At 72.1% G+C, this 21,818-nt stretch carries 21 protein-coding genes; 10 read left to right on the top strand and 11 right to left on the bottom strand.

Going from position 1 to position 21,818, the window contains the following annotated elements; genetic code table 11:
• Positions 1 to 32 precede the first annotated feature (32 nt).
• Positions 33 to 794, bottom strand: coding sequence for an SGNH/GDSL hydrolase family protein (locus AB0F52_RS22545; protein ID WP_360174139.1), 762 nt, complete (start codon positions 792 to 794; stop codon positions 33 to 35).
• Positions 795 to 1,053: 259 nt separating this feature from the next.
• Positions 1,054 to 1,812, bottom strand: a complete 759-nt coding sequence (locus AB0F52_RS22540) for an SDR family oxidoreductase (RefSeq protein ID WP_360174135.1) — start codon at positions 1,810 to 1,812, stop codon at positions 1,054 to 1,056.
• Positions 1,813 to 1,859: 47 nt separating this feature from the next.
• On the opposite strand from AB0F52_RS22540, the gene AB0F52_RS22535 reads away from it, so the two are divergent.
• Both AB0F52_RS22535 and AB0F52_RS22530 read left to right on the top strand, forming a co-directional pair.
• Entirely contained in the window at positions 1,860 to 2,396 is a 537-nt protein-coding gene (locus tag AB0F52_RS22535) for a ferritin (protein WP_360174132.1), read from the top strand.
• Positions 2,397 to 2,487: 91 nt separating this feature from the next.
• Positions 2,488 to 3,132, top strand: coding sequence for a PaaI family thioesterase (locus AB0F52_RS22530; protein ID WP_360174129.1), 645 nt, complete (start codon positions 2,488 to 2,490; stop codon positions 3,130 to 3,132).
• A 62-nt stretch (positions 3,133 to 3,194) separates the two neighbouring features.
• Here the strand turns inward: AB0F52_RS22530 and AB0F52_RS22525 are convergent, their stop codons facing one another.
• The 5 genes from AB0F52_RS22525 to AB0F52_RS22505 all read right to left on the bottom strand — a co-directional run bounded on the left by AB0F52_RS22525 (position 3,195) and on the right by AB0F52_RS22505 (position 7,586).
• Complete coding sequence (locus AB0F52_RS22525; RefSeq protein ID WP_360175020.1) at positions 3,195 to 3,953, bottom strand: MHYT domain-containing protein; 759 nt, start codon at positions 3,951 to 3,953, stop codon at positions 3,195 to 3,197.
• Between the two features lie 19 nt (positions 3,954 to 3,972).
• Positions 3,973 to 4,512, bottom strand: a complete 540-nt coding sequence (locus AB0F52_RS22520; RefSeq protein WP_360174126.1) for an ATP/GTP-binding protein — start codon at positions 4,510 to 4,512, stop codon at positions 3,973 to 3,975.
• A gap of 73 nt (positions 4,513 to 4,585) precedes the next feature.
• Positions 4,586 to 4,963: a DUF742 domain-containing protein gene (locus AB0F52_RS22515; RefSeq protein WP_103341167.1), complete on the bottom strand. Its 378-nt coding sequence runs from the start codon at positions 4,961 to 4,963 to the stop codon at positions 4,586 to 4,588.
• The gene (locus tag AB0F52_RS22510) at positions 4,960 to 5,394 is read right to left on the bottom strand and encodes a roadblock/LC7 domain-containing protein (protein WP_014467633.1); all 435 of its coding nucleotides are present in this window, start codon (positions 5,392 to 5,394) and stop codon (positions 4,960 to 4,962) included. Before AB0F52_RS22510 ends, AB0F52_RS22515 begins: the two co-directional genes overlap by 4 nt.
• Complete coding sequence (locus tag AB0F52_RS22505; protein WP_360174121.1) at positions 5,391 to 7,586, bottom strand: ATP-binding protein; 2,196 nt, start codon at positions 7,584 to 7,586, stop codon at positions 5,391 to 5,393. The genes AB0F52_RS22510 and AB0F52_RS22505 overlap by 4 nt, the downstream gene beginning before the upstream one ends.
• A gap of 373 nt (positions 7,587 to 7,959) precedes the next feature.
• Here AB0F52_RS22505 and AB0F52_RS22500 point away from each other — a divergent pair, with 373 nt between their 5' ends.
• The 3 genes from AB0F52_RS22500 (at position 7,960) to AB0F52_RS22490 (ending at position 10,056) form a co-directional block, all read left to right on the top strand.
• On the top strand, positions 7,960 to 8,919 hold the full coding sequence (locus AB0F52_RS22500; RefSeq protein ID WP_360174118.1) for a winged helix-turn-helix domain-containing protein: 960 nt from the start codon (positions 7,960 to 7,962) through the stop codon (positions 8,917 to 8,919).
• A 353-nt stretch (positions 8,920 to 9,272) separates the two neighbouring features.
• The gene (locus tag AB0F52_RS22495) at positions 9,273 to 9,542 is read left to right on the top strand and encodes a hypothetical protein (protein ID WP_360174115.1); all 270 of its coding nucleotides are present in this window, start codon (positions 9,273 to 9,275) and stop codon (positions 9,540 to 9,542) included.
• A gap of 46 nt (positions 9,543 to 9,588) precedes the next feature.
• Positions 9,589 to 10,056 (top strand): DUF4383 domain-containing protein, encoded by a 468-nt coding sequence (locus AB0F52_RS22490; protein ID WP_360174112.1) that lies wholly within the window; start codon positions 9,589 to 9,591, stop codon positions 10,054 to 10,056.
• Between the two features lie 3 nt (positions 10,057 to 10,059).
• Here AB0F52_RS22490 and AB0F52_RS22485 read toward each other — a convergent pair whose 3' ends face one another.
• Positions 10,060 to 11,082, bottom strand: coding sequence for an NAD-dependent epimerase/dehydratase family protein (locus AB0F52_RS22485; protein ID WP_360174108.1), 1,023 nt, complete (start codon positions 11,080 to 11,082; stop codon positions 10,060 to 10,062).
• Positions 11,083 to 11,272: 190 nt separating this feature from the next.
• Between AB0F52_RS22485 and AB0F52_RS22480 the strand changes: the two genes are divergently transcribed.
• From AB0F52_RS22480 to AB0F52_RS22470, 3 genes are all read left to right on the top strand, one after another.
• On the top strand, positions 11,273 to 12,865 hold the full coding sequence (locus AB0F52_RS22480; protein ID WP_360174105.1) for an ABC-F family ATP-binding cassette domain-containing protein: 1,593 nt from the start codon (positions 11,273 to 11,275) through the stop codon (positions 12,863 to 12,865).
• 84 nt (positions 12,866 to 12,949) lie between these two features.
• Complete coding sequence (locus tag AB0F52_RS22475; protein ID WP_360174102.1) at positions 12,950 to 13,381, top strand: organic hydroperoxide resistance protein; 432 nt, start codon at positions 12,950 to 12,952, stop codon at positions 13,379 to 13,381.
• Entirely contained in the window at positions 13,381 to 14,154 is a 774-nt protein-coding gene (locus tag AB0F52_RS22470) for an alpha/beta hydrolase (RefSeq protein WP_360174100.1), read from the top strand. The genes AB0F52_RS22475 and AB0F52_RS22470 overlap by 1 nt, the downstream gene beginning before the upstream one ends.
• Positions 14,155 to 14,181: 27 nt before the next feature.
• Here AB0F52_RS22470 and AB0F52_RS22465 read toward each other — a convergent pair whose 3' ends face one another.
• Both AB0F52_RS22465 and AB0F52_RS22460 read right to left on the bottom strand, forming a co-directional pair.
• Positions 14,182 to 15,210, bottom strand: coding sequence for an alpha/beta hydrolase (locus AB0F52_RS22465; protein WP_360174097.1), 1,029 nt, complete (start codon positions 15,208 to 15,210; stop codon positions 14,182 to 14,184).
• Positions 15,211 to 15,303: 93 nt separating this feature from the next.
• Positions 15,304 to 18,003 carry an AAA family ATPase gene (locus AB0F52_RS22460; RefSeq protein WP_360174094.1) on the bottom strand — a complete coding sequence of 900 codons (2,700 nt, stop codon included), beginning with the start codon at positions 18,001 to 18,003 and terminating at the stop codon, positions 15,304 to 15,306.
• A 138-nt stretch (positions 18,004 to 18,141) separates the two neighbouring features.
• On the opposite strand from AB0F52_RS22460, the gene AB0F52_RS22455 reads away from it, so the two are divergent.
• Together AB0F52_RS22455 and AB0F52_RS22450 are read left to right on the top strand one after the other, a co-directional pair.
• Entirely contained in the window at positions 18,142 to 19,644 is a 1,503-nt protein-coding gene (locus tag AB0F52_RS22455) for a tannase/feruloyl esterase family alpha/beta hydrolase (protein ID WP_360174091.1), read from the top strand.
• Positions 19,645 to 19,721: 77 nt separating this feature from the next.
• Positions 19,722 to 20,786 (top strand): aldo/keto reductase, encoded by a 1,065-nt coding sequence (locus tag AB0F52_RS22450; RefSeq protein WP_360174088.1) that lies wholly within the window; start codon positions 19,722 to 19,724, stop codon positions 20,784 to 20,786.
• Positions 20,787 to 21,317: 531 nt separating this feature from the next.
• Here AB0F52_RS22450 and AB0F52_RS22445 read toward each other — a convergent pair.
• Entirely contained in the window at positions 21,318 to 21,668 is a 351-nt protein-coding gene (locus AB0F52_RS22445) for a hypothetical protein (protein ID WP_360174085.1), read from the bottom strand.
• Positions 21,669 to 21,818 lie beyond the last annotated feature (150 nt).

Here is a 21,818-nt window from a genome sequence, read left to right as displayed (position 1 = left end):
CCTCACGCCGCACTAGGAATGCTTGTCCCGCTTCAGCTCGTTTTCCGGGCCGACGAACCGGCGGTCGCCGCGGCGAGTTCCCCGGTGGCCGCGGCGGCACGCGGGTTGCCGATGCTGCCCGGCACCGACCGCAGGGCGGTGTACCAGACGGCCGCCATCTTGTCGTAGCCGGCGGCGTTCGGGTGGACGCCGTCGGGGAGCTCGGCGGTGGCCACCGCGCTGTGCATGTTCACCAGGTGCACGCGCTTGCCGGCGTTCACCTTGCCCTGCACGATCCCGGGCAGCGCGTTGTTGAACGTCCGCACGGCGGCGTCCCCGCTCGCCCACCCGATCGGGATGAGCTGCGCGACGAAGACGTCGGCGTTCGGCGCGGCGGCGGTGATGTGGTCGATCAGCGTGGACAGCCGGCCGGGTGCGCCGGCGACGTTGTAGTTCTGCAGCACGTCGTTGGTGCCGATGTGCAGCAGCACCGAGCGCGGGTTGTACGTCCGCATCCAGCCGGTGACGTTCGCGTCGATCTGGTCGATGCGCCAGCCGGGGTGCCCTTCGTGGTCGTGGTCCCACAGGCTGGCGGGCCCGTTGAACTGCGAACCGACGAAGTCGTTGGTGTAGCGGCCCGCGGCCAGGCGCTGCCACAGGCCGATCCGGTACCCGCCCGGCACGCCGGTGCCGTAGGTGATCGAGTCGCCCAGCGGCATGATCCGCACGCCGCCGTTCGATTCCGCGTTCGCGACACCGGTCAGGCCGGTGAACGCGATCGCCAGGGCCGCCGCGGCGGCCAGGAATCTTTTCATCGTCCCTCCTCCTCAACAATTTATTCGGCGCGATCCAGCCGCCTGCGTGCGAAATGTCGCTGTTGGTCGAGTAGGCGGCGATGTCGTGCGTGGCAACGAAGGGTGGCGACCGAAAGTTTCGCCATCGGATCCGAAAAATCAGCGAATTCTCGAAACTTTCGCTTTGCTGTTAGCGATAACATTCGATTGTCGGCGACAGCTTAAACCCGCACGGCACCGGATGACAACCGGTTGGCTACGCAGCGCAATACCGGCCGGATCACCAGTTCGGGTGCGTGGTGACGCCGCCGTCGACGACGAGGTCGTGGCCGGTGATCCAGGACGCCAGCGGGGAGGCCAGGAACACGCACGCGTTGCCGACGTCGGCGGGCGTGCCCAGCCGGCCCAGCGGTGCCGCGCGGTGCCACCGATCGACACCCTCCGGCCAGTCCCCGGCCAGCCCCGGCCGCGCGATCAGCCCGGGCGACACCGTGTTGACGCGGATCCCGCGCGGCCCGTACTCCAGCGCCGCGCCGCGGGCGTGCATGACCAGCGCCGCCTTGGCCGCGCTGTAGTGGACGTGGCCGGGCGCCGGCTGCCGGGCCTCGATCGACGCGATGTGCGTGACGCTCCCGCCGTCGCCCATCAGCCGGGCCGCGGCCTGGGTGCAGGAGAACGCGCTGGTCAAGGTGGCCTCCAGCATGACCCGCCAGCGCTGGACCGTCAGCCCGTCGAGCGCTTCGACCGGCTGGACGCCGGCGTTGTTCACCAGCGCGTCGAGCCGGCCGCCCCACTCCGCGACGGCGTCGAGCAGGGCGTGGTCTTCGGTGAGTTCGGCGGCGAAGGCGCGGGCCCGCCCACCGGCGGCTTCGATCGCCGCGACGACGTCGCCGGCCGCCCCGGGACGGCGGTGGTGCACCGCCACGGCCGCGCCCGCCTCGGCGAACCGGAGCGCGATCCCGCGGCCGATCACCCCGGAAGCGCCGGTGACGCAGGCGATCGTGCCGGACAGGTCGGGCAGGCCGGGCGCGGGAGGCACCGGCCGATCGTAGCTGCGCGCCCCGGATCCGTCGTAGGTTGTCGGACATGGCCAAAACCCGGAAGTTCGCCGAACTGCTGCAGACGCAGATCCGCCACGAGTTCACCGCCGCCCAGCAGTACATCGCCCTGGCCGTCTGGTTCGACGCCCGCGACCTGCCTCGGCTGGCCAAGCGCTTCTACCGGCAGTCGATCGAGGAGCGCAACCACGCGCTGGCGATGGTGCGCTACCTGCTCGACCGCGACGAGCCGGTCGCCATCCCGGGCAGCGACGAAGTGCGGAACGACTTCTCGAGCGTGCACGAAGCGATCGAGCTCGCGGTGACCCAGGAACGCGCGGTCACCGCCGACATCGAGGCGATGGCGAAGGCCGCGCGGCTGGAGGAGGACTACCTCGGCGAGCAGTTCGTGCACTGGTTCCTGAAGGAACAGGTGGAGGAGGTGGCGGAGATGGCCACGCTGCTCACCGTCGTCGAGCGGGCCGGCGGCAACCTGTTCGAGGTCGAGAACCACCTGTTCCGCGAAGCGGCCACGGAGCCCGCGGACGCCCCGGACATGCCACCGGTGGCGGGCGGGAAGCTCTGACGGTGGCCGGAGGCGCCGTGCCGATCTCGTCAGCCGGCGGTTTCCCCCTGCTAGAGTGAAACGTGTTCTAGTTCCGGGCCCGGGGAGCGCGATGTCCGAAAACCCGTTTCCGATCGTCGACGGCGTACCGCCCGGGCGGGCGCTGCTCGGCTCCCGGATCCGCGAGCTGATCGAGGCCTCCGTCCGGGTGCGCGACGACGAAGCCGATCTCGCCGCCGCGGCCCGCCGGATCGAAGCCGTCACCGAGGCGCTGCGCGCGGCCGGCGGCGCGCAGCCGCTGCTGCTCACCGCCCTCGACGGCGGGGGTCACCTGAGCATCAACAACCCCCTGGAAGGGCCGGGGAACCCGCTGGCGCCACCGCTGTCGTGGGTGCGGGTGGGACCGGAGTCGGTGTGCGCCGACGTCCTCCTCGGCGCCGCGCACGAAGGGCCGCCCGGACGCGTGCACGGCGGCTGGGTCGCCGCCGTGCTGGACCACGTGCTGGGCCGCGCCACCGCCGCGGCCGGCTTCCCGGGCATGACGGCGTCCCTGACCGTCGACTACCACCGCGGGACGCCGTACGCCGTGCCGCTCACCGCCGTAGGACGCCTCGTCCGCCGCGACGGCCGCAAGCTCCACGCGGCGGGCGAACTCAGAGCGGGCGACGTCGTCTGCGCCACGGCGACGGCGATCCTGGTCCACTTCAACGCCGATCGGTTCCCGGTGCCCACCGCCGCCCCCGGACGCAGTGAATGACTCATTCCTTACCTGGGAGGTCAGGAATGAGTCATTCACTGCGTCACCGGCTGCCCCCGCGGTCACGGGACGAGCGTGGTGTGCCGCGGCGCCTCCGAACTCGACGTCGCCATCAGGACGGCGCAGATCGGGACCGCCATCGCCAGCGCCGCCAGGACGAACACCGGGAACAGGAACGAGAACACCTCCGTGCCGGACGGGTCGGGCGCACCCGGGTCCAGGTGCAGGCGCACCGCCGCCATGCCGGTGTAGTGCATGCCGGTGACCGCCGCGCCCATCACCAGGCCCGCCGCCAGCCGGGGCAGGAGCTTGTCCAGCCCGACCGTGAACCACAGCGCCGCCGTGGCCGCGACCACGGCGATGATCACCGAGAGCACCACCAGCGTCGGGTCGTAGCCGATCACGCCCTTGACCTGCACCGCCCACATCCCGGTGTAGTGCATGACGGCCACCGCGAGCCCGGTCAGCAGCCCGCCGAGCAGCAGCCGCTTCCACGCGAACCGGTTGCGGACGCCGAACACCAGCAGCCCGCAGAACACCGCCACCACCGACAGGATCGCCGACAGCGCCGTGCGGAGGATGTCGTACCGCACCGGCATGCCGGGTGTGGAAAAGCCGAGCATCGCGATGAAGTGCATGACCCAGATGCCGACCCCGCCGATGGACACCGCCGCGAGCACCAGCCAGATCAGCCGGGTGCGCGGGCTGTCGGTCGAGCGCGCCTGCAGCGTGCAGGCCAGGCCGAGGGCGCAGCCCACCACCGAGGTGAGGTACGCGAGCACGACGAGCCAGTTGCCCATCGCGAAGTCTTCGTGGTCCATGGGCATTTTCCGGGCTCCTTCAAGCTTTCCGTGATCTGGGGGCGTGGTGCTCGGCGAGCGCGTGCTCGGCCGCGGCGATGAGGGTCTTCTTCGTCGACTCCGGCGAGCGCGCGTCGCAGGTGACGACCTCCACCGCGGCCGGGATCTTGAGGGCCTCGCGCACCTGTTCGGGCCCGTGCTGGCGGGTGTCCTGGAACTGGTTGATGGCGACCAGGAACGGCAGGCCGCGCGACTCGAAGAAGTCGATCGAGGCGAAGCAGTCCGCCAGCCGGCGCGTGTCCACCAGGACGATCGCCGCCACCGCACCGCAGACGAGGTCGTCCCACATGAACCAGAACCGGTGCTGGCCGGGCGTGCCGAAGACGTAGAGCACCAGGTCGTCGGCCAGGGTGAGCCGGCCGAAGTCCATCGCGACCGTGGTGGCGAACTTCCCCGGCACCGCTTCGGCCCGGTCCACCCCGACGGACGCGGTCGTCATGAGGGCTTCGGTCCGCAGCGGGGCGATTTCCGAGACGGCACCGACGAACGTCGTCTTGCCGGCCCCGAACCCGCCGGCCACGACGATCTTCGCCGAGGTGATCCGGCTGCTTCGGGATGCACCGCGAGGGGAAACACCGCTTTGCGTAACACTGTCAGAGCGCACGTAGTCCACTGAGGACCCTTTCGAGCAGGTCGTTCCGTTCGTCCCAGGAGGCGTCCGCGGTGAGCGTGTCGCGGATCGACACCTGGCCGGCGATGAGCAGATCGCCGATGAGCACCCTGGCCACGCCGAGCGGCACGCCCAGGTGGGCGGCGACCTCCGCCACCGACCGCTGCTGCAGGCACAGCTGCGTCACCACGGCCAGCGGGTTGGTCGGGCTGAAGGGCGCCACGCGGCCCTCCGCCGTCGTCTCCACGAGGGCTTCCACCGCCAGGTCGACCGTCGGCCGGGTGCGACCGGCGGTCCACGCGTAGGGGCGGGCCAGCGACGCCGCGTGCCGCCCACCCTCGCGTCGCCGGCCTTCGGTCACCGGGCCGCTCCCGGCGCGGCCGCGGGCCGAGCCGGGGTCTCGACCACCTTCCCGACCCGGTCCACCAGCAATGTCATCTCGTAGCCCACCAGCCCGATGTCGCAACCCGGGTTGGCCAGCACCACCAGGTTCGAGCCGTCGCCGACGTTCATCAGCAGCAGGAAGCCCTGCTCCATCTCGATCACCGACTGCACCACCCGCCCCGCGGTGAACAGGTCGGCGGTGCCGAGCGCGAGGCTGGAGAGGCCGGACGCGATCGCCGAGAGCTGGTCGGCGCGGTCGCGCGGCAGGGCTTCGTCCGCCGCCACGAGCAGGCCGTCCGCCGAGACCAGCGCGGCGTGCGCGACGCCGGGCACCTCCTGGGTGAACGCCGACACCAGCCAGTTCCGGGACCTCTCGGCCACTTCCGCTCCTTCCTGCCGGGTGCTCATCGCTGCTCCGCCTCGGGCTCGCCCGCGACCCGGTGCCGGGCCGCGCGCATGCCGCTGTAGTGCCGGGAAAGGTTGTTCCGCACCGCGGCCGGGTCGCGGAAGGCCGGGTCCGGTGGCTGCGGCGCGCGCGGGGTCACCGAGCCCGGCGCGAGCTGCGCACCGGGTGTCCGGGCCGGCAGCCCCGAGTCGGTGAACTCGCTGTCGTCGAGGGTGCCGACCGCGGCTTCCGCGGCCTGGCGGACCTGGTCGGCCGGTGTCGCCCAGGTGCCGGGCCGGGCCGGCGTCGCCGGGGCTTCGGCGAACCAGTGCGACAGCATCTGGTCGAAGATCGGCGTCGGCGGGTCCGCCACGGCCACCGGCGGCGGTTCTTCGGCGGGCCACCGCGGTTCGAGCTCGTGCCGGGAGGTGCCGTTGACCGCCCCGTTGACCGAACCGTTGACCGCCGGGGCGAGCGTGGGCGGGACGGCCCGGGGCGGCAGGTCGACCAGGATCAGCACGCCCGGGACGTGCACGCTGGCGGTGATGCCGGCGCTCGCGGTCCGCGTGGTCGTGGGCCGCAGCCGGACGGTGATCCCGTGCGACGCGGCCAGCCTGCTCACCACGAACAGGCCCATCCGGCGGGTGGTCTCCGGGCTGACCGCGGCCCCGGCGGCCAGCCGGGCGTTCGCCGCTTCGAGGTCTTCGCGGGTCATCCCGAGCCCGACGTCGACGACCTCGATCAGCAGGCCGCCGTCGAAGCCGCGGTCGGCGGTGAGCACGACCTGCTCCTCCGGCGGGGACGACCGGATGGCGTTCTCCAGCAGCTCGGCGAGGATGTGCACGACGTCCGCCGCGGCCTCGGACTGCACTGATCCGCGCGGCGCGTTGCCGAGCGAGACGCGCTGGTAGTCCTTGACCTCCGACGTCGCGGCCCGCAGCAGCTCGACCGTCGCGACCGGCCCGACGTCGCGGCGCACCGGCTTGCCGCCCGCGAGGACCTGCAGGTTCTCGCCGTTGCGCCGCAGCCGGGTGGCGATGTGGTCGATCTGGAACAGCTCGGCCAGCCGCTGCGGGTCCTGTTCGTCGGCTTCGAGGTCCTCGATCACCGAAAGCTGCAGCTCCACCAGCGACTGGCTGCGCCGGGACAGCGTCATGAACATTTCGCTGACCTGGATCCGCATCTCGGCCTGCTCGCCGACGGCCAGGCGGACCGCCTGCCGGTGCATGTCGTCGAAGGCCCGGGCGAGCTGCCCGATCTCCTCATCGGAGTCGACCGGGATCGGCGCGGTCCGCCGCCAGTCGACCTCCTCGCCTTCGCGGATGCGTTCGATGGTGCCGGGCAGGCGGCGTTGCGCGGTGTCGAGCGCGGCGGCGTGCAGCCGCCGGATCGGGGCGACCACCGACCGGGCCACGGCGAGGGCGATGGCGAGGGCGCCGAGGAGCGAGGCGATCACCAGCGCGGCGTCGCGCAGCGCGTCGGACCGCGCGGTGTTGGTCTGCGCGCCGACCGCGTCCGAAAGCGTTTTCACCTGCTCGGCGAGGATGGTGCCGAGCACCGTGCGCTTCGCCTCGGCGGCCCCCGCACCGGCACTGGTCGCCGCGGCGAACCGGGCGGCCGCGGCGCCGGCGGGCAGCGCGCGCCGGATCTGTCCGGTGAGTACGTTTTCCTCGGCCGCGGCGCGCTCGGCGGCGGCCGAGGAAGTGCCTTCCGACCGGCCGGCCAGCGCCTGTTGATCGGCGAGACTGGTCCTCAGCTGCACCAACGATTCGGCGGTGGCGGCCAAAGCGCCGAGATCACCATTCCCGGCCTGCTCGACGATCCCGGCGATCAGTTCGCTGAGCGCGACCGTGAAGTCGTGGTAAGCGGCGGTTTTCGCGGCCGGCGAACCGGTCTGCTGCCGCAGGTCGGCCAATTTACCCAGCTGATCTTCCAATGACCGCGACAGGTCCGGGCTGAGCTGGGAAAAGGCGGCGTCGTGCCGGACGGCGGCGGCTTTCTCGTCGACCGCCGCGGTCTGGGCGGCCGCGCCGTCCTGGATCATCTCGTCGTCGACCAGCCCGGCGAGTTCGGAAATCCCTTGCACGACCGGCATTTGGTCGCGGACCGCGCTGAGGCCGCCCGCCCGGGCGAGTTCGGCCTGCACCCGGCCACCCGCCAGCAGGAGGGCGACCAGGACGGGCAGCAACAGGACTACGGAGATCTTGGTGCGCAACCGCCAGCTACCGGGATTCCAGGAGGCGACGGAACGGCGGGACGAGGGTTCATCTTCTTTCATCGGTGGCGTGGCTCGATTCGTACCGGTGGCCCGAGAACGATTTCCGGTTCCTTTTCCACGGAATTCAGCCGACGACGTAACCGCGACGACCGCGGTGTTGTCAAGGAATGCCGGTTGTTTCCCCCGTACGCACCAATCACACAGCGTGAACTGCCACGGCGCGGCTTTTTACCCTTGCGGAGGGTGAAGACTTCTCGCCGGACCGTACGGAATTCGGGACGGGTACGTGAATTTCCGGCGGCCGCGTGACCCCTGTCGGATGCCCTGGCGGTGCCCGTTACCCTCGGCCGGGAAAGGGGTGCCGGCGTCGATGTTGAAAATTCACTTCACCGAAGCGGACTTGGCGAAGGTGACCCTCGCCGAGGACGCCGACCCGATGTGGGAGCTGCTGATGAGCAGTTACCGCATCCGGCGGCCGGAGGGTGAGCCGTTCTTCGGCCGCTGGCGGCGGGGATCACGCTCCGCGGTCCCGCAGTCCGGCCGGCTGCTGATGTCCGCCGTCCCGCCGTACGGCTACTGCCCGGACTTCCTCACCCCGGCCGGCGCCCGCACGATCGGCGACGGGATCTCGGCGGTGCTCGAGACACCCGCACCGGTGCTGGCCGCCGACGTCGGCGAGCTGGCGGCACAAGGCACCCACGTCCCGGCGTGGCTGCGCCGCATCGGCGACGGCGAGCCGCACGAGCTGCGCCGGCTGGGCGCGGCCCTGCACGACTACTACCGCCAGTGCGTCGCGCCGGACTGGGCGACGGTGCGCCGCGCGGTCGCCCGCGACCGCCACCGGCTGCAGGCCAACCTGGACCGCGGCGGGCCGCAGCTGCTGCTTTCGACGTTGCACCCGGAGGTGACGTGGTCCCCGCCGGTGCTGCGGGTGCGCTTCCCGATCGACCAGGAGCTCCACCTCGACGGCCGCGGGTTGAGGCTGATCCCGGCGTTCTTCGCCCACGGCATGCCGACGACGTACAAGGACCCCCTCCTCCCCCCGGCGCTGGTCTATTCGATCAGCCACCCGAGGTTCGACAGCGACGCGGAGCCGGGCCCCTCCCTGGCGGCGCTGCTGGGCCAAACGAGGGCCAAGGTCCTGGTGACGATCGCGACGACGAGGTGCAACACGAGCGAGCTGGCCGACCTGACGGGCATCTCCCCGGCCACGGCGAGCCAGCACGCGTCGGTGCTGCGGGCCAGCGGGCTGATCAGCAGCAACCGGTCCGGGAAGTCGCAGATCCACGAGATCACGCCGCTCGGTCTGGGGATCATCCGAGCGAGTTGAGGGGCGGCCGGCCACAGATGCAGTGAATGACTCATTCCTGGCGCCGGATGCCAGGAATGAGTCATTCACTGCAACCACTGCAGCGCCGGCGCCGCCCCGCTGCCCGAGCCGACCGGCCACAACGCCTCGCCCCCGCCAGCCCGGCCCAACGGCGCACCCCCACCCGGCCACCGAGCCGTGCGCAGCGTTCCGGGGTCGTGTTAGCCTGTCGCCGTGCTGCGCCTCACGCTGTCCTCGCGACTCGTAACCCGGCGCGCCGGCTGAACCCAGGTCGCCGGTGCGCTGCGTCGGCGATCGCCCTTTTCCGGGACCTGGCCCCGATCTCATTCCGCCCTCCACAAGGGAGATCCGCCATGTCCACCTCCTTCGCCGTTCCCGCACCCCGCTCGGCCATGCTGCTGCGCCGCCGGATCGCCACCTACTTCGTCGGCGGGGCCGACGAGATCTCCGCGCTGGTCGGTGCCCTCGAAGGCCGGCCGGTGCACGAACTGTCCGTCGACATCAAGGACGGTGTCCGCGAGAGCAGCATGGTCTGCGCCGTCCTGCTGTCGGCCGACGAGACCGGCCCCCTGCTCGACCGGCTGCGCGAGCTGCCCTCGGTCGTCTCGGCCGAACTCGCGTAGCCGAGACGAGCCGTTTGTCCGGTCCGGCGCCGGGTAGCCCGGCGCCATGACGGAAGTCGAAACTCGGCGGAGCACCGCCCGGGGCGCCGCCCTCCTGTTCGGGATCGCGTTCCTGCTCGTCGGCGTCCTGGGGTTCGTCCCGGGCATCACCGCGGACTACGACGCGCTGAAGTTCGCCGGGCACGAGTCCGGCGCCCAGCTGTTCGGCGTGTTCACCGTTTCGGTGCTGCACAACCTGGTCCACCTGCTGTTCGGCGTGCTCGGCGTGCTGGCCGCGCGCGCCAACGGGAGTTCGCGGGCCTTCCTGATGATCGGCGGCGGGATCTACGTGCTGCTGTGGGTGTTCGGCCTCGCGATGGACCGCCACAGCCCGGCCAACTTCCTCCCGCTCGACAACGCCGACGACTGGCTGCACCTCGGCCTCGGCCTGGCGATGACCGCCGCGGGCATCGCGACGACGGCCGCCGACCGGGCCCGTGGCCAGTACCCCGAGCCGGAGAAGCAGGGCCACTGAACTTCAGGGCCGGCGCCCCGTTCCCGTCGAAATCTCGTGCAGCCGGTGCCGGTCCGGGGCCAGCGGTGCCGTGTCCGCGCCGGCGCCTTCCCGCAGTCCCGCGAGGAACTCCTTCAGCGTGGCCGCCGCGTCCCGGCCCGGCCGCCAGTCCAATTCGGACTCCGCGCGGCTCGTGTCCATGACCGGCAGCCGCATGACCGCGTCGAACAAGCCCGGTGACGCCGGGATCGCGTGCAGGCGCCAGGCCGCGTCCACCGCCGCGCGGACCACGGCCGCCGGGACACCGATCGTGCGCGCGCCCAGCAGGTCCGCCGCGAACCGCGGGTCCACGACCGGGCCGGTCGCGATGTTGAACGCCCCGCGCACCGGGCGCGTCACCGCGCGGCGGACGGCGTCGGCGAGATCGTCCGTGTGCACGATCTGGAACCGCAACCCGCGGACGTCCGGCACCACCGGGATCAGGCCCGGCCGCACCAGCGAGCCCGGCACGAACGGCCCGGCGAACAGGCGGCGCTGCTCCGTCGCGGCACTGCGCTGGAAGACGAACCCCGGCCGCATCCGGACGACGTCGAGCTTCGGGTGCCGGCCCTCGAACGCGTCGAGGTACCGCTCCAGATAAGCCTTTTCCCGCGTGTAGGCGGCCCCGGGCCAGCCGTGCGTCGGCCAGTCCTCGGTCACCGGCTCGTCGTCCTGCCGCGGCGAGTAGGCCCCGATCGACGACGTGTAGACGAGCTTGGGGACGCCCGCCGTGGCCGCCGCCTCGAACACCCGCATCGAGCCGAGGACGTTCGCGCGCCAGGTCCGTTCGGGACGCCGGGTGGGCTGGAACAGCCACGCCAGGTGCACGACCGCGTCGGCGCCGCGCAAGAACGGCACGAGGTCGTCGCGTTCGACGTCCGCCGTGACGACCCCCTCGGCCGGCCGCCGGGCGAGCTTGACGATGGTCTCGACCTGCGGGTCCGCGCCCAACGCGCGCACGACCCCGGTCCCGATGTTGCCGGTCGCTCCGGTCACCACGATGCGCATCCGGGCCGGTTACCCGGGGTCCGGGCGGACAACCCTGCTATCTTCGAAGGGAAGATCCACACGGAGGAGACCAGTCGTGGCAGGTGACGTCGACATCTCCGGGTAGCTCCGGAGTGTGCAGGCCCCCGGCAGTGCCGGTGCGGGCCGCCGTCGACGTCCCCATTTCCGCTCACCCCTCGAGGTCTTCGCCATGTCCGAAATCGTGCTGTCCGGCCTGTCCTTTTCCTGGCCGGACGACACCCCCGTCTTCGACCACCTCTCCGCCACCTTCGCGAGCGGCCGCACCGGTCTCGTCGCCCCGAACGGGTCCGGCAAGACGACGCTGCTGAAGCTCGTCGCCGGTGCCCTGAAGCCCACCACCGGCAGTGTCACCACCGACGGCACGCTCGGCTACCTCCCGCAGGACCTGCCGCTGAGCGGCGAGCCGTCGGTCGCCGAAATCCTCGGTGTCACCCCGGTTCTGCGCGCGCTCGCCGCCGTCGAATCCGGGGACGTCGGCGAGGAGCACTTCACCACCATCGGCACCGACTGGGACGTCGAAGAACGCACCCGCGCCCAGCTCGACCGGCTCGGCCTCGCCGGTATCGGCCTCGACCGCACGCTGAGCACCCTCAGCGGCGGCCAGATCGTTTCCCTGGGCCTCGCCGCGCAACTGCTGAAGCGCCCGGACGTCCTGCTGCTCGACGAGCCCACCAACAACCTGGACGCCGAAGCGCGCCGCAAGCTCTACGCCGTGCTCGACGACTGGTCCGGCTGCCTGCTCGTGGTCAGCCACGACCGGGCGCTGCTCGACCGGATGGACCGGATCGCCGAGCTCCACGGCGGCGAAATCCGGTTCCACGGCGGCAACTTCACCGCCTACGAAGAAGCCGTCCGGGCCGCTCGCGAAGTCGCCGAGAAGCACGTTCGCAGTGCCGAACAGGAGGTCAAGCGCGAGAAGCGGGAAATGCAGCAGGCCCGCGAGCGCGCCGCCCGCCGCGCGAGCACCGCGTCGCGCAACCTCGGCAACGCCGGGCTGCCCAAGATCTTCGCCGGCACGATGAAGCGCACCGCGCAGGAGTCGGCGGCCAAGGCGGACGGCACGCACGCCGCCCGCGTCGGCGCCGCGAAAGCCAAGCTGGACCAGGCGGAACGCGAACGGCGGCCCGAGCAGAAGCTCAGCCTGCAGCTGCCGCAGACGGAGGTCCCGGCGGGCCGGACGCTCTTCCTCGGCGAGGGCCTGCGGGTGCGGGGCCTCTTCGGCGACGGCGCCGACCTGGCGATCCGCGGTCCCGAGCGGATCGCGCTCACCGGCCCCAACGGTGCCGGGAAGTCGACGCTGCTCCGGCTGGTGCAAGGCCACCTCGAGCCCGACGGCGGCACCCTCACCCGCGCCGACGGCCGGATCGCCTTCCTGTCCCAGCGCCTGGACCTGCTGGACGACGACCGCAGCGTCGCCGAGAACCTGGCGACGGCCGCGCCGGCGCTGCCCGCCCCACAGCGGATGAACCTGCTGGCCCGCTTCCTGTTCCGCGGCTCCCGGGTGCACCTGCCGGCCGGGGTGCTCTCCGGCGGGGAACGGCTGCGCGCCACGCTCGCCTGCGTCCTGTTCGCCGAACCGGCGCCCCAGCTGCTGTTGCTGGACGAGCCGACGAACAACCTGGACCTGGTCGGTACCGGGCAGCTGGTCAGCGCGCTGACGGCGTTCCGCGGCGCGTTCGTCGTCGTCAGCCACGACGAACGCTTCCTCGCCGAGATCGGGATCGACCGGTGGCTGCGGCTCGAGGACGGCCGGCTGCGGTGACGTACACGGCTGACGTCGGACGACGGTCGCCGCGGGCCCGCCGGGATTCCTAGCGTGGTGAAGTCACCCGCTGAAAGGAAACCCATGTCCGAAGTGACCTACACCGCCGTCGCCACCTCCACCGCGGAGGGCCGCAACGGCGGCCGCGCGACCTCCGACGACGGCGCGCTCGACGTCACCCTCGCCGTGCCCAAGGCCTTCGGCGGCGCCGGCGACGGCACCAACCCGGAGCAGCTGTTCGCGGCGGGCTGGGCGTCCTGCTTCGTCGGAGCCGTGCGCCGGGTCGCGGGCGCGAAGAAGGTGCCGCTGAACGACCTCGCCGTGGTCGCCGAGGTGACCCTGCACCACGACACCGAGGCCGGCGAGTTCGGGCTCAGCGCCGTGCTGCACCTGGAGGCGACGGGCATCGACCAGGCCACGGCCGACGAGCTCGTCCGGGGCGCGCACCAGGTCTGCCCGTACTCGAAGGCCACGCGCGGCAACATCGAGGTCACCCTCGACGCGACGGTCGCCTGATGAAGCGGGCCATCACGGCGCTGGCGGCAGTGGCGGTCGCCGGGGCGGGCGTCGTCACCGCCGCCTCCCCCGGCGCCGCCGGCGTGCCCGCGCCCGTGAAACCGACGGTCGTACTGGTGCACGGCGCGTTCGAGGACGCGTCCGCGTGGGCGCCGGTCACCCGGCGGCTGCTGGCCGAGCACTACCCGGTCATCGCGCCCGCGGTTCCGCTGCGCGGGGTCGCCGCGGACGTCGCTTCGCTGCAAGGGGTGCTCGACGCGGTCAAGGGACCGAAGATCCTGGTCGGGCATTCGTACGGCGGCCTGCTGATCAGCGAGCTGGCGGGCCGGACGGCCGACGTGCGGGCGCTGGTCTACGCGGCGGCGTTCCTCCCGGAAGCGGGTGAGACGGCCGGGCAGCTGAACGCGCAGTTCCCGGGGTCGCTCATCGGCCCGTCGACGACGCACGCCGTGGGCCCGGAGCTGTTCGTGAACGCGGCGAGCTACCCCTCGCTGTTCGCCGCGGGTCTCCCGGCTCTCGACACGGCCGTCGCGGCGGCGGGCCAACGCCCGATCCTGGCGGCGGCCTTCGACGAGAAGACCACCGCCACCGCACCGGCGAGGATCCGGAAGTATGTCCTGGTCGCGACCCGCGACCAGGCGATTCCCCCGGCCGCGGAACGGTTCGAGGCCCGGCGCGCCCACGCGTCGATCACCGAGGTGGACTCGCCGCACGCGATCGCCTCGGCGGCCCCGGAAGCCGTCGTCGACGTCATCCACCGCGCGACGCGCTGAAAGGGGCCCGGGAGACCGGGCCCCTTTTCACATCCGGTCGGCGTCCAAGACCGCCTGGGCGAACGGCCGCGGCGCTTCCTGCGGCACGTTGTGGCCGATGCCGTCGAAGATCCGGTGCTCGTACTTGCCGGTGAACTTCGCGCGGTACGCCTGGCCGTCCTTGGCCGCGCCGTCGAAGTCGCTGCCGATCGTGATCGACGGGACGCCGATGGTCGCGCCGGCGGCCAGCTTCTCTTCGTACGCCTCGTACTGCGGCTCGCCCGGGGCGAGGCTCAGGCGCCAGCGGTAGTTGTGGATGACGATGGCGACGTGGTCGGGGTTGCCGAACGCCGCCGCGCTGCGGTCGTAGGTCGCGTCGTCGAAGTGCCAGGCCGGGGACGCGGTCTTCCAGATCAGCTTGTTGAAGTCGTGGCGGTTCGCCGCGTAGCCGGCGCGGCCGCGCTCGGTCGCGAAGTAGTACTGGTACCACCAGCCGAGCTCGGCTTGGGGCGCCAACGGCTGCTGGTTCGCCTTGAGGTTCGTGACGATGTACCCGCTGACCGCGACGATCGCCTTGCAGCGCCGCGGCCACAGCGCGGCGATGATGTCGACGGTCCGGCCGCCCCAGTCGTAGCCGCCGAAGACGGCCTTGTCGATCTTGAGGGCGTCCAGCAGCGCGATGACGTCCAGCGCCACGGCCGTCTGCTGGCCGTTGCGGACGGTCTCGGCGGACTTGAACGACGTCGGGCCGTAGCCACGCAGGTAGGGGACGATCACCCGGTAGCCGGCGCCGGCCAGGATCGGCGCGACGTCGACGTAGCTGTACGGGTCGTAGGGCCAGCCGTGCAGCAGCACCACCGGCTGCCCGGTCGCCGGCCCGAACTCGTGGTAGGCCATGGTGAGCACCCCGGCGTCGGCCTGCTTGACCGGCCCGAGCGAGGTGTGCTCCCCCGACCCCGCCCGCAGGTCGGGCGCCGAAGCGGGGACGGCGGCGGGAGTGCCCGACGAGCAGGCCGCCAAGGACGTCGCCGCGAGCCCGGCCGCGAACGCCTGCCCGAACCTTCTCCTGCTGATCATCTGCTGCTCCTGTGCGAAAGACCGTGGGACTTTCACCACGTTAGGAGCTGTCCGGTGAACCGCGCGCCCGTCAGGTGACGCAGCCGGTGTACGTCATCCGCCGAGGGTCTTCAGCTTCCCGGCGAGATCGGCGCGGGAGCTCACGCCCAGCTTGGGGAAGATCCGGTGCAGGTGGGTGCCGACGGTCCGGTGCGAAAGGTACAGCCGCTGCCCGATCTCCCGGTTCGTCAGCCCCTCGGCGGCCAGCTGCGCGATGCTCAGCTCGTGCGGGGTCAGCTTGTCCCGGGCGTCCGGCCCGCGGTTCGGGCTCGACTCGCCCGCGCTGCGCAGCTCGCGGCGCGCCCGGTCGGCCCAGGCGGCCATGCCGAGCGCGTCGAAGGTCTTGCGGGCGGTACGAAGGTGCGTCCGCGATTCGACGACCCGCCGCTGCCGCCGCAGCCACTCCCCGAAGGCCAGGTGGACGCGGCCGCGTTCGGCGGGCCAGCCGGCCAGGTCGGCTCGCAGCGCTTCGGCGAACCGCTCGTCGTCCGGGTCGAGCACGGCTCGCGCGTAGCGGAGGCCGATGTGCAGGGCGGGTGACGGCGTCTTCGCCGCGAGCGGCTCGAGTTCGGCGAGGACGTCCCGCAGCGCGTCCGTCCGCCCGGCCCGCACCGCGGCCTCGGTGAGTTCCGCGACGCAGTACGTGCGCAAGGCCAGCTGGTAGGCGGGGTCGGCCGGGTCGAGCAGCCGCCGCAGGTCGGCGAACGCGTCCTCGAACCGGCCCTCGCTCAGGCCGGTCAGCCCGCGGGTGAGCTGCACGGTGGCCAGCACGGGCCGGGCGCCGGCCGCGAGCCCGGCGCGTTCGGCCTCGTCGGCCAGCGCCTTCGCCTGCTTGTGCTCGCCGCGCAGGGCGGCGATTTCGGCCTGGACCGCGGTGGCGAGCCCGGCCATGAACGGCTGGCCGGTCTCCCGCGCGAACCGGGCCGCCTCCGCCGCGGCCGGCACGGCCCCGGCCAGGTCACCGAGCCGCACGCGGCTCCACGCCTGGACGGCCAGCGCCCGCGGCAACAGGCCGAGCCGGCCCTGGGCCCGCAGGCCGGGAGCGGCGGCGGCCGAGAACCGGGCGGCGAGGTCGAAGGCCCCGACCTGCAGCGCGGCGCTGCCCAGGTACCGGTCGACCTCGGGATCGGCGCCGGTCTTGGCGACCAGCTCCCGCAGGTGCGCCAGGACGGCTTGGCCGCGTTCGAAGGGCGCGACGTACGCGGTGACGGCGACGATCCGCGGGTCGTTTCCGGGGATGGGCAGCCGATCGGCGACGTCCAGGAGGTCTTGTCTCGCTTCCGGACCGGGTTCGGTCCAGAAGCACCGCATGGCGGCGCTCCAGAGGATCCGCATGGCGGCGTCGTGCTGCCCGTCGGCGGCGACGGAGGCGGCGGTGCGGGCCAGTTCCGCGACGCGGGCGGGGTCTTCGCGGACGCCGTCTTCGAACTCGCTGAGCAGCCGCCCGGCGGTGGCCCGGCGGCGGGGGTCGGCGGGGTTGGCGGCGTGGACCAGGCGTTCGGCGGTTTCCCGCCGCCCGGACTCGACGGCCAGTTCGGCGGCCTTGAGGAGCCGGTCGGCCTGGTCCTCGGCGTTCGGGCTCAGCCGCGCGGCCTGTTCGAGAGCGGCGATGGCCGCGGCGGCCCCGCCCCGGAACCGCGCCCGCTCGGCGGTGCGTTCGAGTTCGGCGGCGACGGCTTCGTCGGGCCCGGCGGTGGCGGCGGCCTGGTGCCAGGCACGGCGGTCGGGCTGGTCGCGGAGGGCTTCGACGAGGGCGAGGTGGGCGTGCCGGCGGTCGAGCGGGGTCGCGGAGGCGAGGATGGCGGACCGCATGAGGGGGTGCCGGAAGGTGACGGCCCCCGCGAAGAGTTCGATCAGGCGGCCCTCGACGGCGGGGGCGAGGACTGCGGGATCGGCGGTCACCCCGAGCAGGGCACCTGTCGCTGCCAGCGTCTCCGCCGGCGAGGTCGTCTCGTTCAGCGCCGCCACCAGCAACGCGGTGCGGGTCACCTCCGGCAGCGCCGCCACCCGGGCCGTGAACGTGCGCTCCAAGCGCTCCGTCAGCGGCAGCACCGGATCCAGCCCGTCGAGCTCGCCCACCGCCAAGGGCAGCTCCGTCAACGCCAGCGGCAACCCCGCCGCCTCCGCCAGCAGCCGCGTCCGGACCGCCGGCGCCAGCCGCGGCGCCACCGAGTCCAGCAGCTCGGCCGCCGCGTCCGCCGGGAGGCGGTCCAGCACCATCGACGGCAACCCCGCCTCGAGCAGCGGGGACTCCGCGCCGTCTCGCAGGGTCGCCAGCAGCACGATCGGCTCGGCCTCGATCCGCCGCGCCACGAACGCCAGGACGTCCGCGCTCGCCCGGTCCAGCCAGTGCACGTCCTCCGCGACCAGCAGCAACGGCTTGGCCGCCGCCTCCTCGGCCAGCAGCGTCAACGCTGCCAGCCCGATCAAGTACGCACTCGGCGAAGGGCCGTCTGCCAGTCCCAGCGCCGTCCGCAGGGCGTCGCGCTGCGGGGCGGGCAGCTCCGCCACCCCGGCGCGCACCGGGTACAGCAGCTGGTGCAGCCCGGCATAAGCCAGGTTCCGCTCGGCCTCCGCCCCGGTCGTGCGCAGCACCCGCAACCCCGCGACCGATGCCGCCGCGGCCGTCGAAGCCACCAGGGCGGACTTCCCGATGCCGGCTTCCCCGCGGAGGAGGACGCCGCTGTGGTCCTCCGGGCCGTCGACGAGCTCGCCCAGCTCCTTCAGCTCGGTGTCCCGTCCGCTCAGCGCCATGGAAACGACCTTACCCACCCCCTGTTTCCGCAGCTCACGGCCGAAGTGACGTACGGCAGCAGCGTCATCCGACGGGCGCCGGGCCCGCCGCCCCGCACCTACCGTCACCGCCGAAATGACCAGCGACCGGAGAGACCGATGAAACGCCTCCTTCTCGCCGCCGCCGTGCCGCTCCTGCTGACCACCGTCACGCAGCCGGCCGCCTCGGCAGCAACCCCCACCCCGTGCGCCGCCGTCGCGGTGCCCGCCCCGCCCGGCGCGAAGATCGAGTCGGTGCAGGCCGCGCCCCAGCCGGCGTACTGCCTGATCACCGTCACGCTCACCCACACCGGCGCCGACCACGTCAAGGTCGCCGTGGCCCTGCCGGACACCGGGTGGAACGGCCGGCTCCAGGCCCTCGGCGGCAGCGCCTACGCCGCCGGCAACTTCGACGCGCTCCCGCAAGCGGTCAAGGACGGCTACAGCGCCGTGACGACCGACGCGGGCGTGTCCCTGGACGGCCTCGACACGTCCTGGGCGCTCAAAGACGGCCAGGTCGACCAGACGCTCCTGACCAACTTCGCCACCCGCTCGGTGCACGAAGAAGCCGTCCTCGGCAAGGCCGTCACGCAGCGGTACTACCAGCGGCCGATCTCGTACTCCTACTGGACCGGCTGCTCGACCGGCGGCCGCCAGGGCTACTCCGAAGCCCAGAACTACCCCACGGACTTCGACGGCGTCCTGGCCAACGCCCCCGCCGTCGACTGGACGCAGTTCGCGGTCGCGACCCTCTGGCCGCAGATCGTGATGAACTCCGGCCACGACTTCCCCAGCCCCTGCGTGCTTTCGGCGTTCCGCACGGCCGCGGTCCAGGCGTGCGACGCGCAGGACGGCGTGACCAACGGCATCGTCGACCGGCCGGACGAGTGCGGCTACGACCCGCGCGGCCTCGTCGGGACGAAGGTGGTCTGCGACGGCCACGAGGTGACCGTCACGGCCGCGGACGCCGAGGTCGTGCGCAAGATCTGGGCCGGCCCCACGGACGAGCGCGGCCGCCGGCTGTGGGCGGGGCTGCCGAAGGGCGCGGACTTCACGTGGCTGGCCGGCACCCAGCCCGGCCCCGACGGCACGCTGACCGCGCCGGGCTTCCCGGTCGCCGTCAAGTGGGTGCAGTCGTTCCTGGAGAAGCAGGCCGGCTTCGACACCTCGAAGCTCACCTACGCGCAGTTCACCGCCTTGTTCCGCCAGTCGGTGCTTGAGTACGACGACGTCATCGGCACGTCCGACCCCGACCTGTCGGCGTTCCGCCGCGCCGGCGGCAAGCTGATCACGTTCGTCGGCGCGAACGACCAGCTCATCCCGCCGGGCGGCACGCTGTCCTACCGCACCCAGGTGGAACGCACGATGGGCGGCCCGCAGCGGGTGAACGACTTCTACCGGCTGTTCCTCGCGCCGGGTGTCGAACACTGCTTCGGCGGTGGCGGCCCGGAGCCGACGAACGCGCTGGGCGCGCTCGTCGACTGGGTCGAGCACGGCAAGGCGCCGGCCACCCTCGCGGCGGCGTCCGCGGACGGGAAGACGCGCAACCTGTGCCCGTACCCGCGGGTTTCGCGCTACACCGGCGGCGACCCGGCCACGGCGTCGAGCTACCGCTGCCGCTGAGCCCGGTCCGCGAGCGCCGATCGCGGCGCTCGCGGACTGGACTTGCGGGTCCAAAAATGGCTCGGCACGCTGAAGTCATGGCACTCGACCAGTACTACCTCCTCGGCCGTTCCGGGCTGCGCGTCAGCCGGCTCGCCCTCGGCACGATGAACTTCGGCACCGGCGGTTTCCACGCCGCCTACGGCAAAACCCAGGACGAAGTCCGCCCGACCTTCCGGAAGTACGTCGAAGAGGGCGGCAACTTCGTGGATACGGCGGACTTCTACACCGCAGGCGAGAGCGAGACGATCCTCGGCCGGCTCATCGCCGAAACGCACTCCCGCGACCGGCTGGTGCTCACCACCAAGTTCACCAACACCGTCGACCCGGCCGACCCCAACGCCGGCGGCAACGGGCGCAAGCACCTGATCCGCGCCCTCGACGCGTCGCTGCGCCGGCTGGGCACCGACTACGTCGACGTCTACCTGCTGCACACCTGGGACCGGAACACCCCGGTCGAGGAGGTCGTGCGCACGTTCGACGACCTCGTCCGCGCGGGCAAGATCCGCTACCCCGGCCTGTCCGACGTGCCGAGCTGGTACGCGGCGCGGGCGCAGAGCCTCACCGAGGCGCACTCGCTGGCGCCGATGGTCAACCTGCAGCTGCCGTATTCGCTGGTCGAGCGGCAGATCGAGACCGAGCACGTCCCGATGGCCCAGCACCTCGGCCTCGGCGTCACGGCGTGGAGCCCCCTGGCCGGCGGCGTCCTCACCGGCAAGTACCGCGACGGCGGCGCGGGACGGCTCAGCGACGGGCCCGCCTGGACCGAGCGCACCCCTCAGGTGCTCGCACCCCTCGAAGAGGTCGCGAACAAGCTGGGCGTCACGATGGCCCAGGTGGCGATCAACTGGGTGGCCACCCAGCCGGGCATCGCGGCGGCGATCGTCGGCGCGAGCAGCGCCGCCCAGCTCGGCAAGAGCATGGCGGCCCTCGACTTCGAAATCCCGGCCGAGCTCCGCATCCTGCTCGACGAGGCGAGCGCGGTCCCGCCGGAGTCGGTGTACCGCATGTTCACCCCGGCGTACCAGAACTGGATCGTCAGCCCGGACCTGAAGATCGGCGACAAGCCGGCGGGGTACGCGCCGGCGGTCCGGAACTGGTAGCGGCAGCGCCACTCTTTCGAGTGAAATTATTTCAGTTTTCCTTTCGTGAGTTACAGGCCGAGGAGCGATGTAACCGGACGACAGCTCCTCGAATGCGTTGCCGTGCACCCGATCCAGCCTCCGCCGAAGCTCTACAGTAGACTGCGGAAAGTGCCACAGCCCGTCGAATTCGGAGCGAATTCGCCTGGTCAGGCAATCGCGCAGTTTTCCTCGAAAGTGGTGCACGACCAAATCGCACCCCCGGTGATTGGACCTGATCCGGCACAGATATGGTTTGTGCCACCCAACCGAATGACCACCGAACGAGGCTCACGCCTTGGTCACCGCACTCCGCACGGGAGCAAAGATGGTACCTCGTCCACCTGCGGAGCGTGCGGCTCCCGGTCCTGATCGATGGAAGGAGAAGTCGTTGACGCACCTGATGCCGCTTTGGTGGATCATCATGGCGGCCTGAACGCCTGAAACCACCCTACTGGGTGCTAGGTGCGCCGGGTCTCGCGGCCGAAGCCGCGAAACCCGGCGCAACCGGCGTCACGGCTGCCCCCGGCGGCGGAGTTCGACACCTTCTGCGAGGAGGACGTTGCGAGTCTGGTTGTAGGACATGCCGTAGGTGGTGGCGAGCTGGCGGATCGAACGCCCGTCGAGGTAGGCGTTGACCAGCCCGGGCGGGGTGGGCGGCAGCGGGATCCGCGGTGGGCGCAGGGTGACGCCGGCGTCGAGCAGGGCGACCCGGATCTTGCGGTAGCTGTAGGGGTGCCGCGCGACCAGGCTTTCGATCGTTTCCCCGGCGGCGTAGCGCTCCACGAGGGCCTGGACGAGTTCGGCCGGGATCTCGGCGGGAACCGGCCCGGGAGGACCCGTGTCTCTGTGATCGTCGCTCACCAGATCATCGCCGCCCCGACCAGCTGATCCGTGTGCGTGGGAACGCGGCCCCGGTCGCTGGCTCGCGTGTCACGCGGTCCACATCCACCCAACGACATCGATGTCGGCGGGTACACCGCCAACCGAGTGGCCGTCGTTCGTCACATGCGC

This window comes from Amycolatopsis sp. NPDC024027, assembly GCF_040638975.1.
In the GTDB taxonomy this organism is placed as follows: Bacteria; Actinomycetota; Actinomycetes; order Mycobacteriales; family Pseudonocardiaceae; genus Amycolatopsis.
Note: the sequence above shows the minus strand (reverse complement) of the source record. Positions and strands in the feature narration are given on the sequence as shown.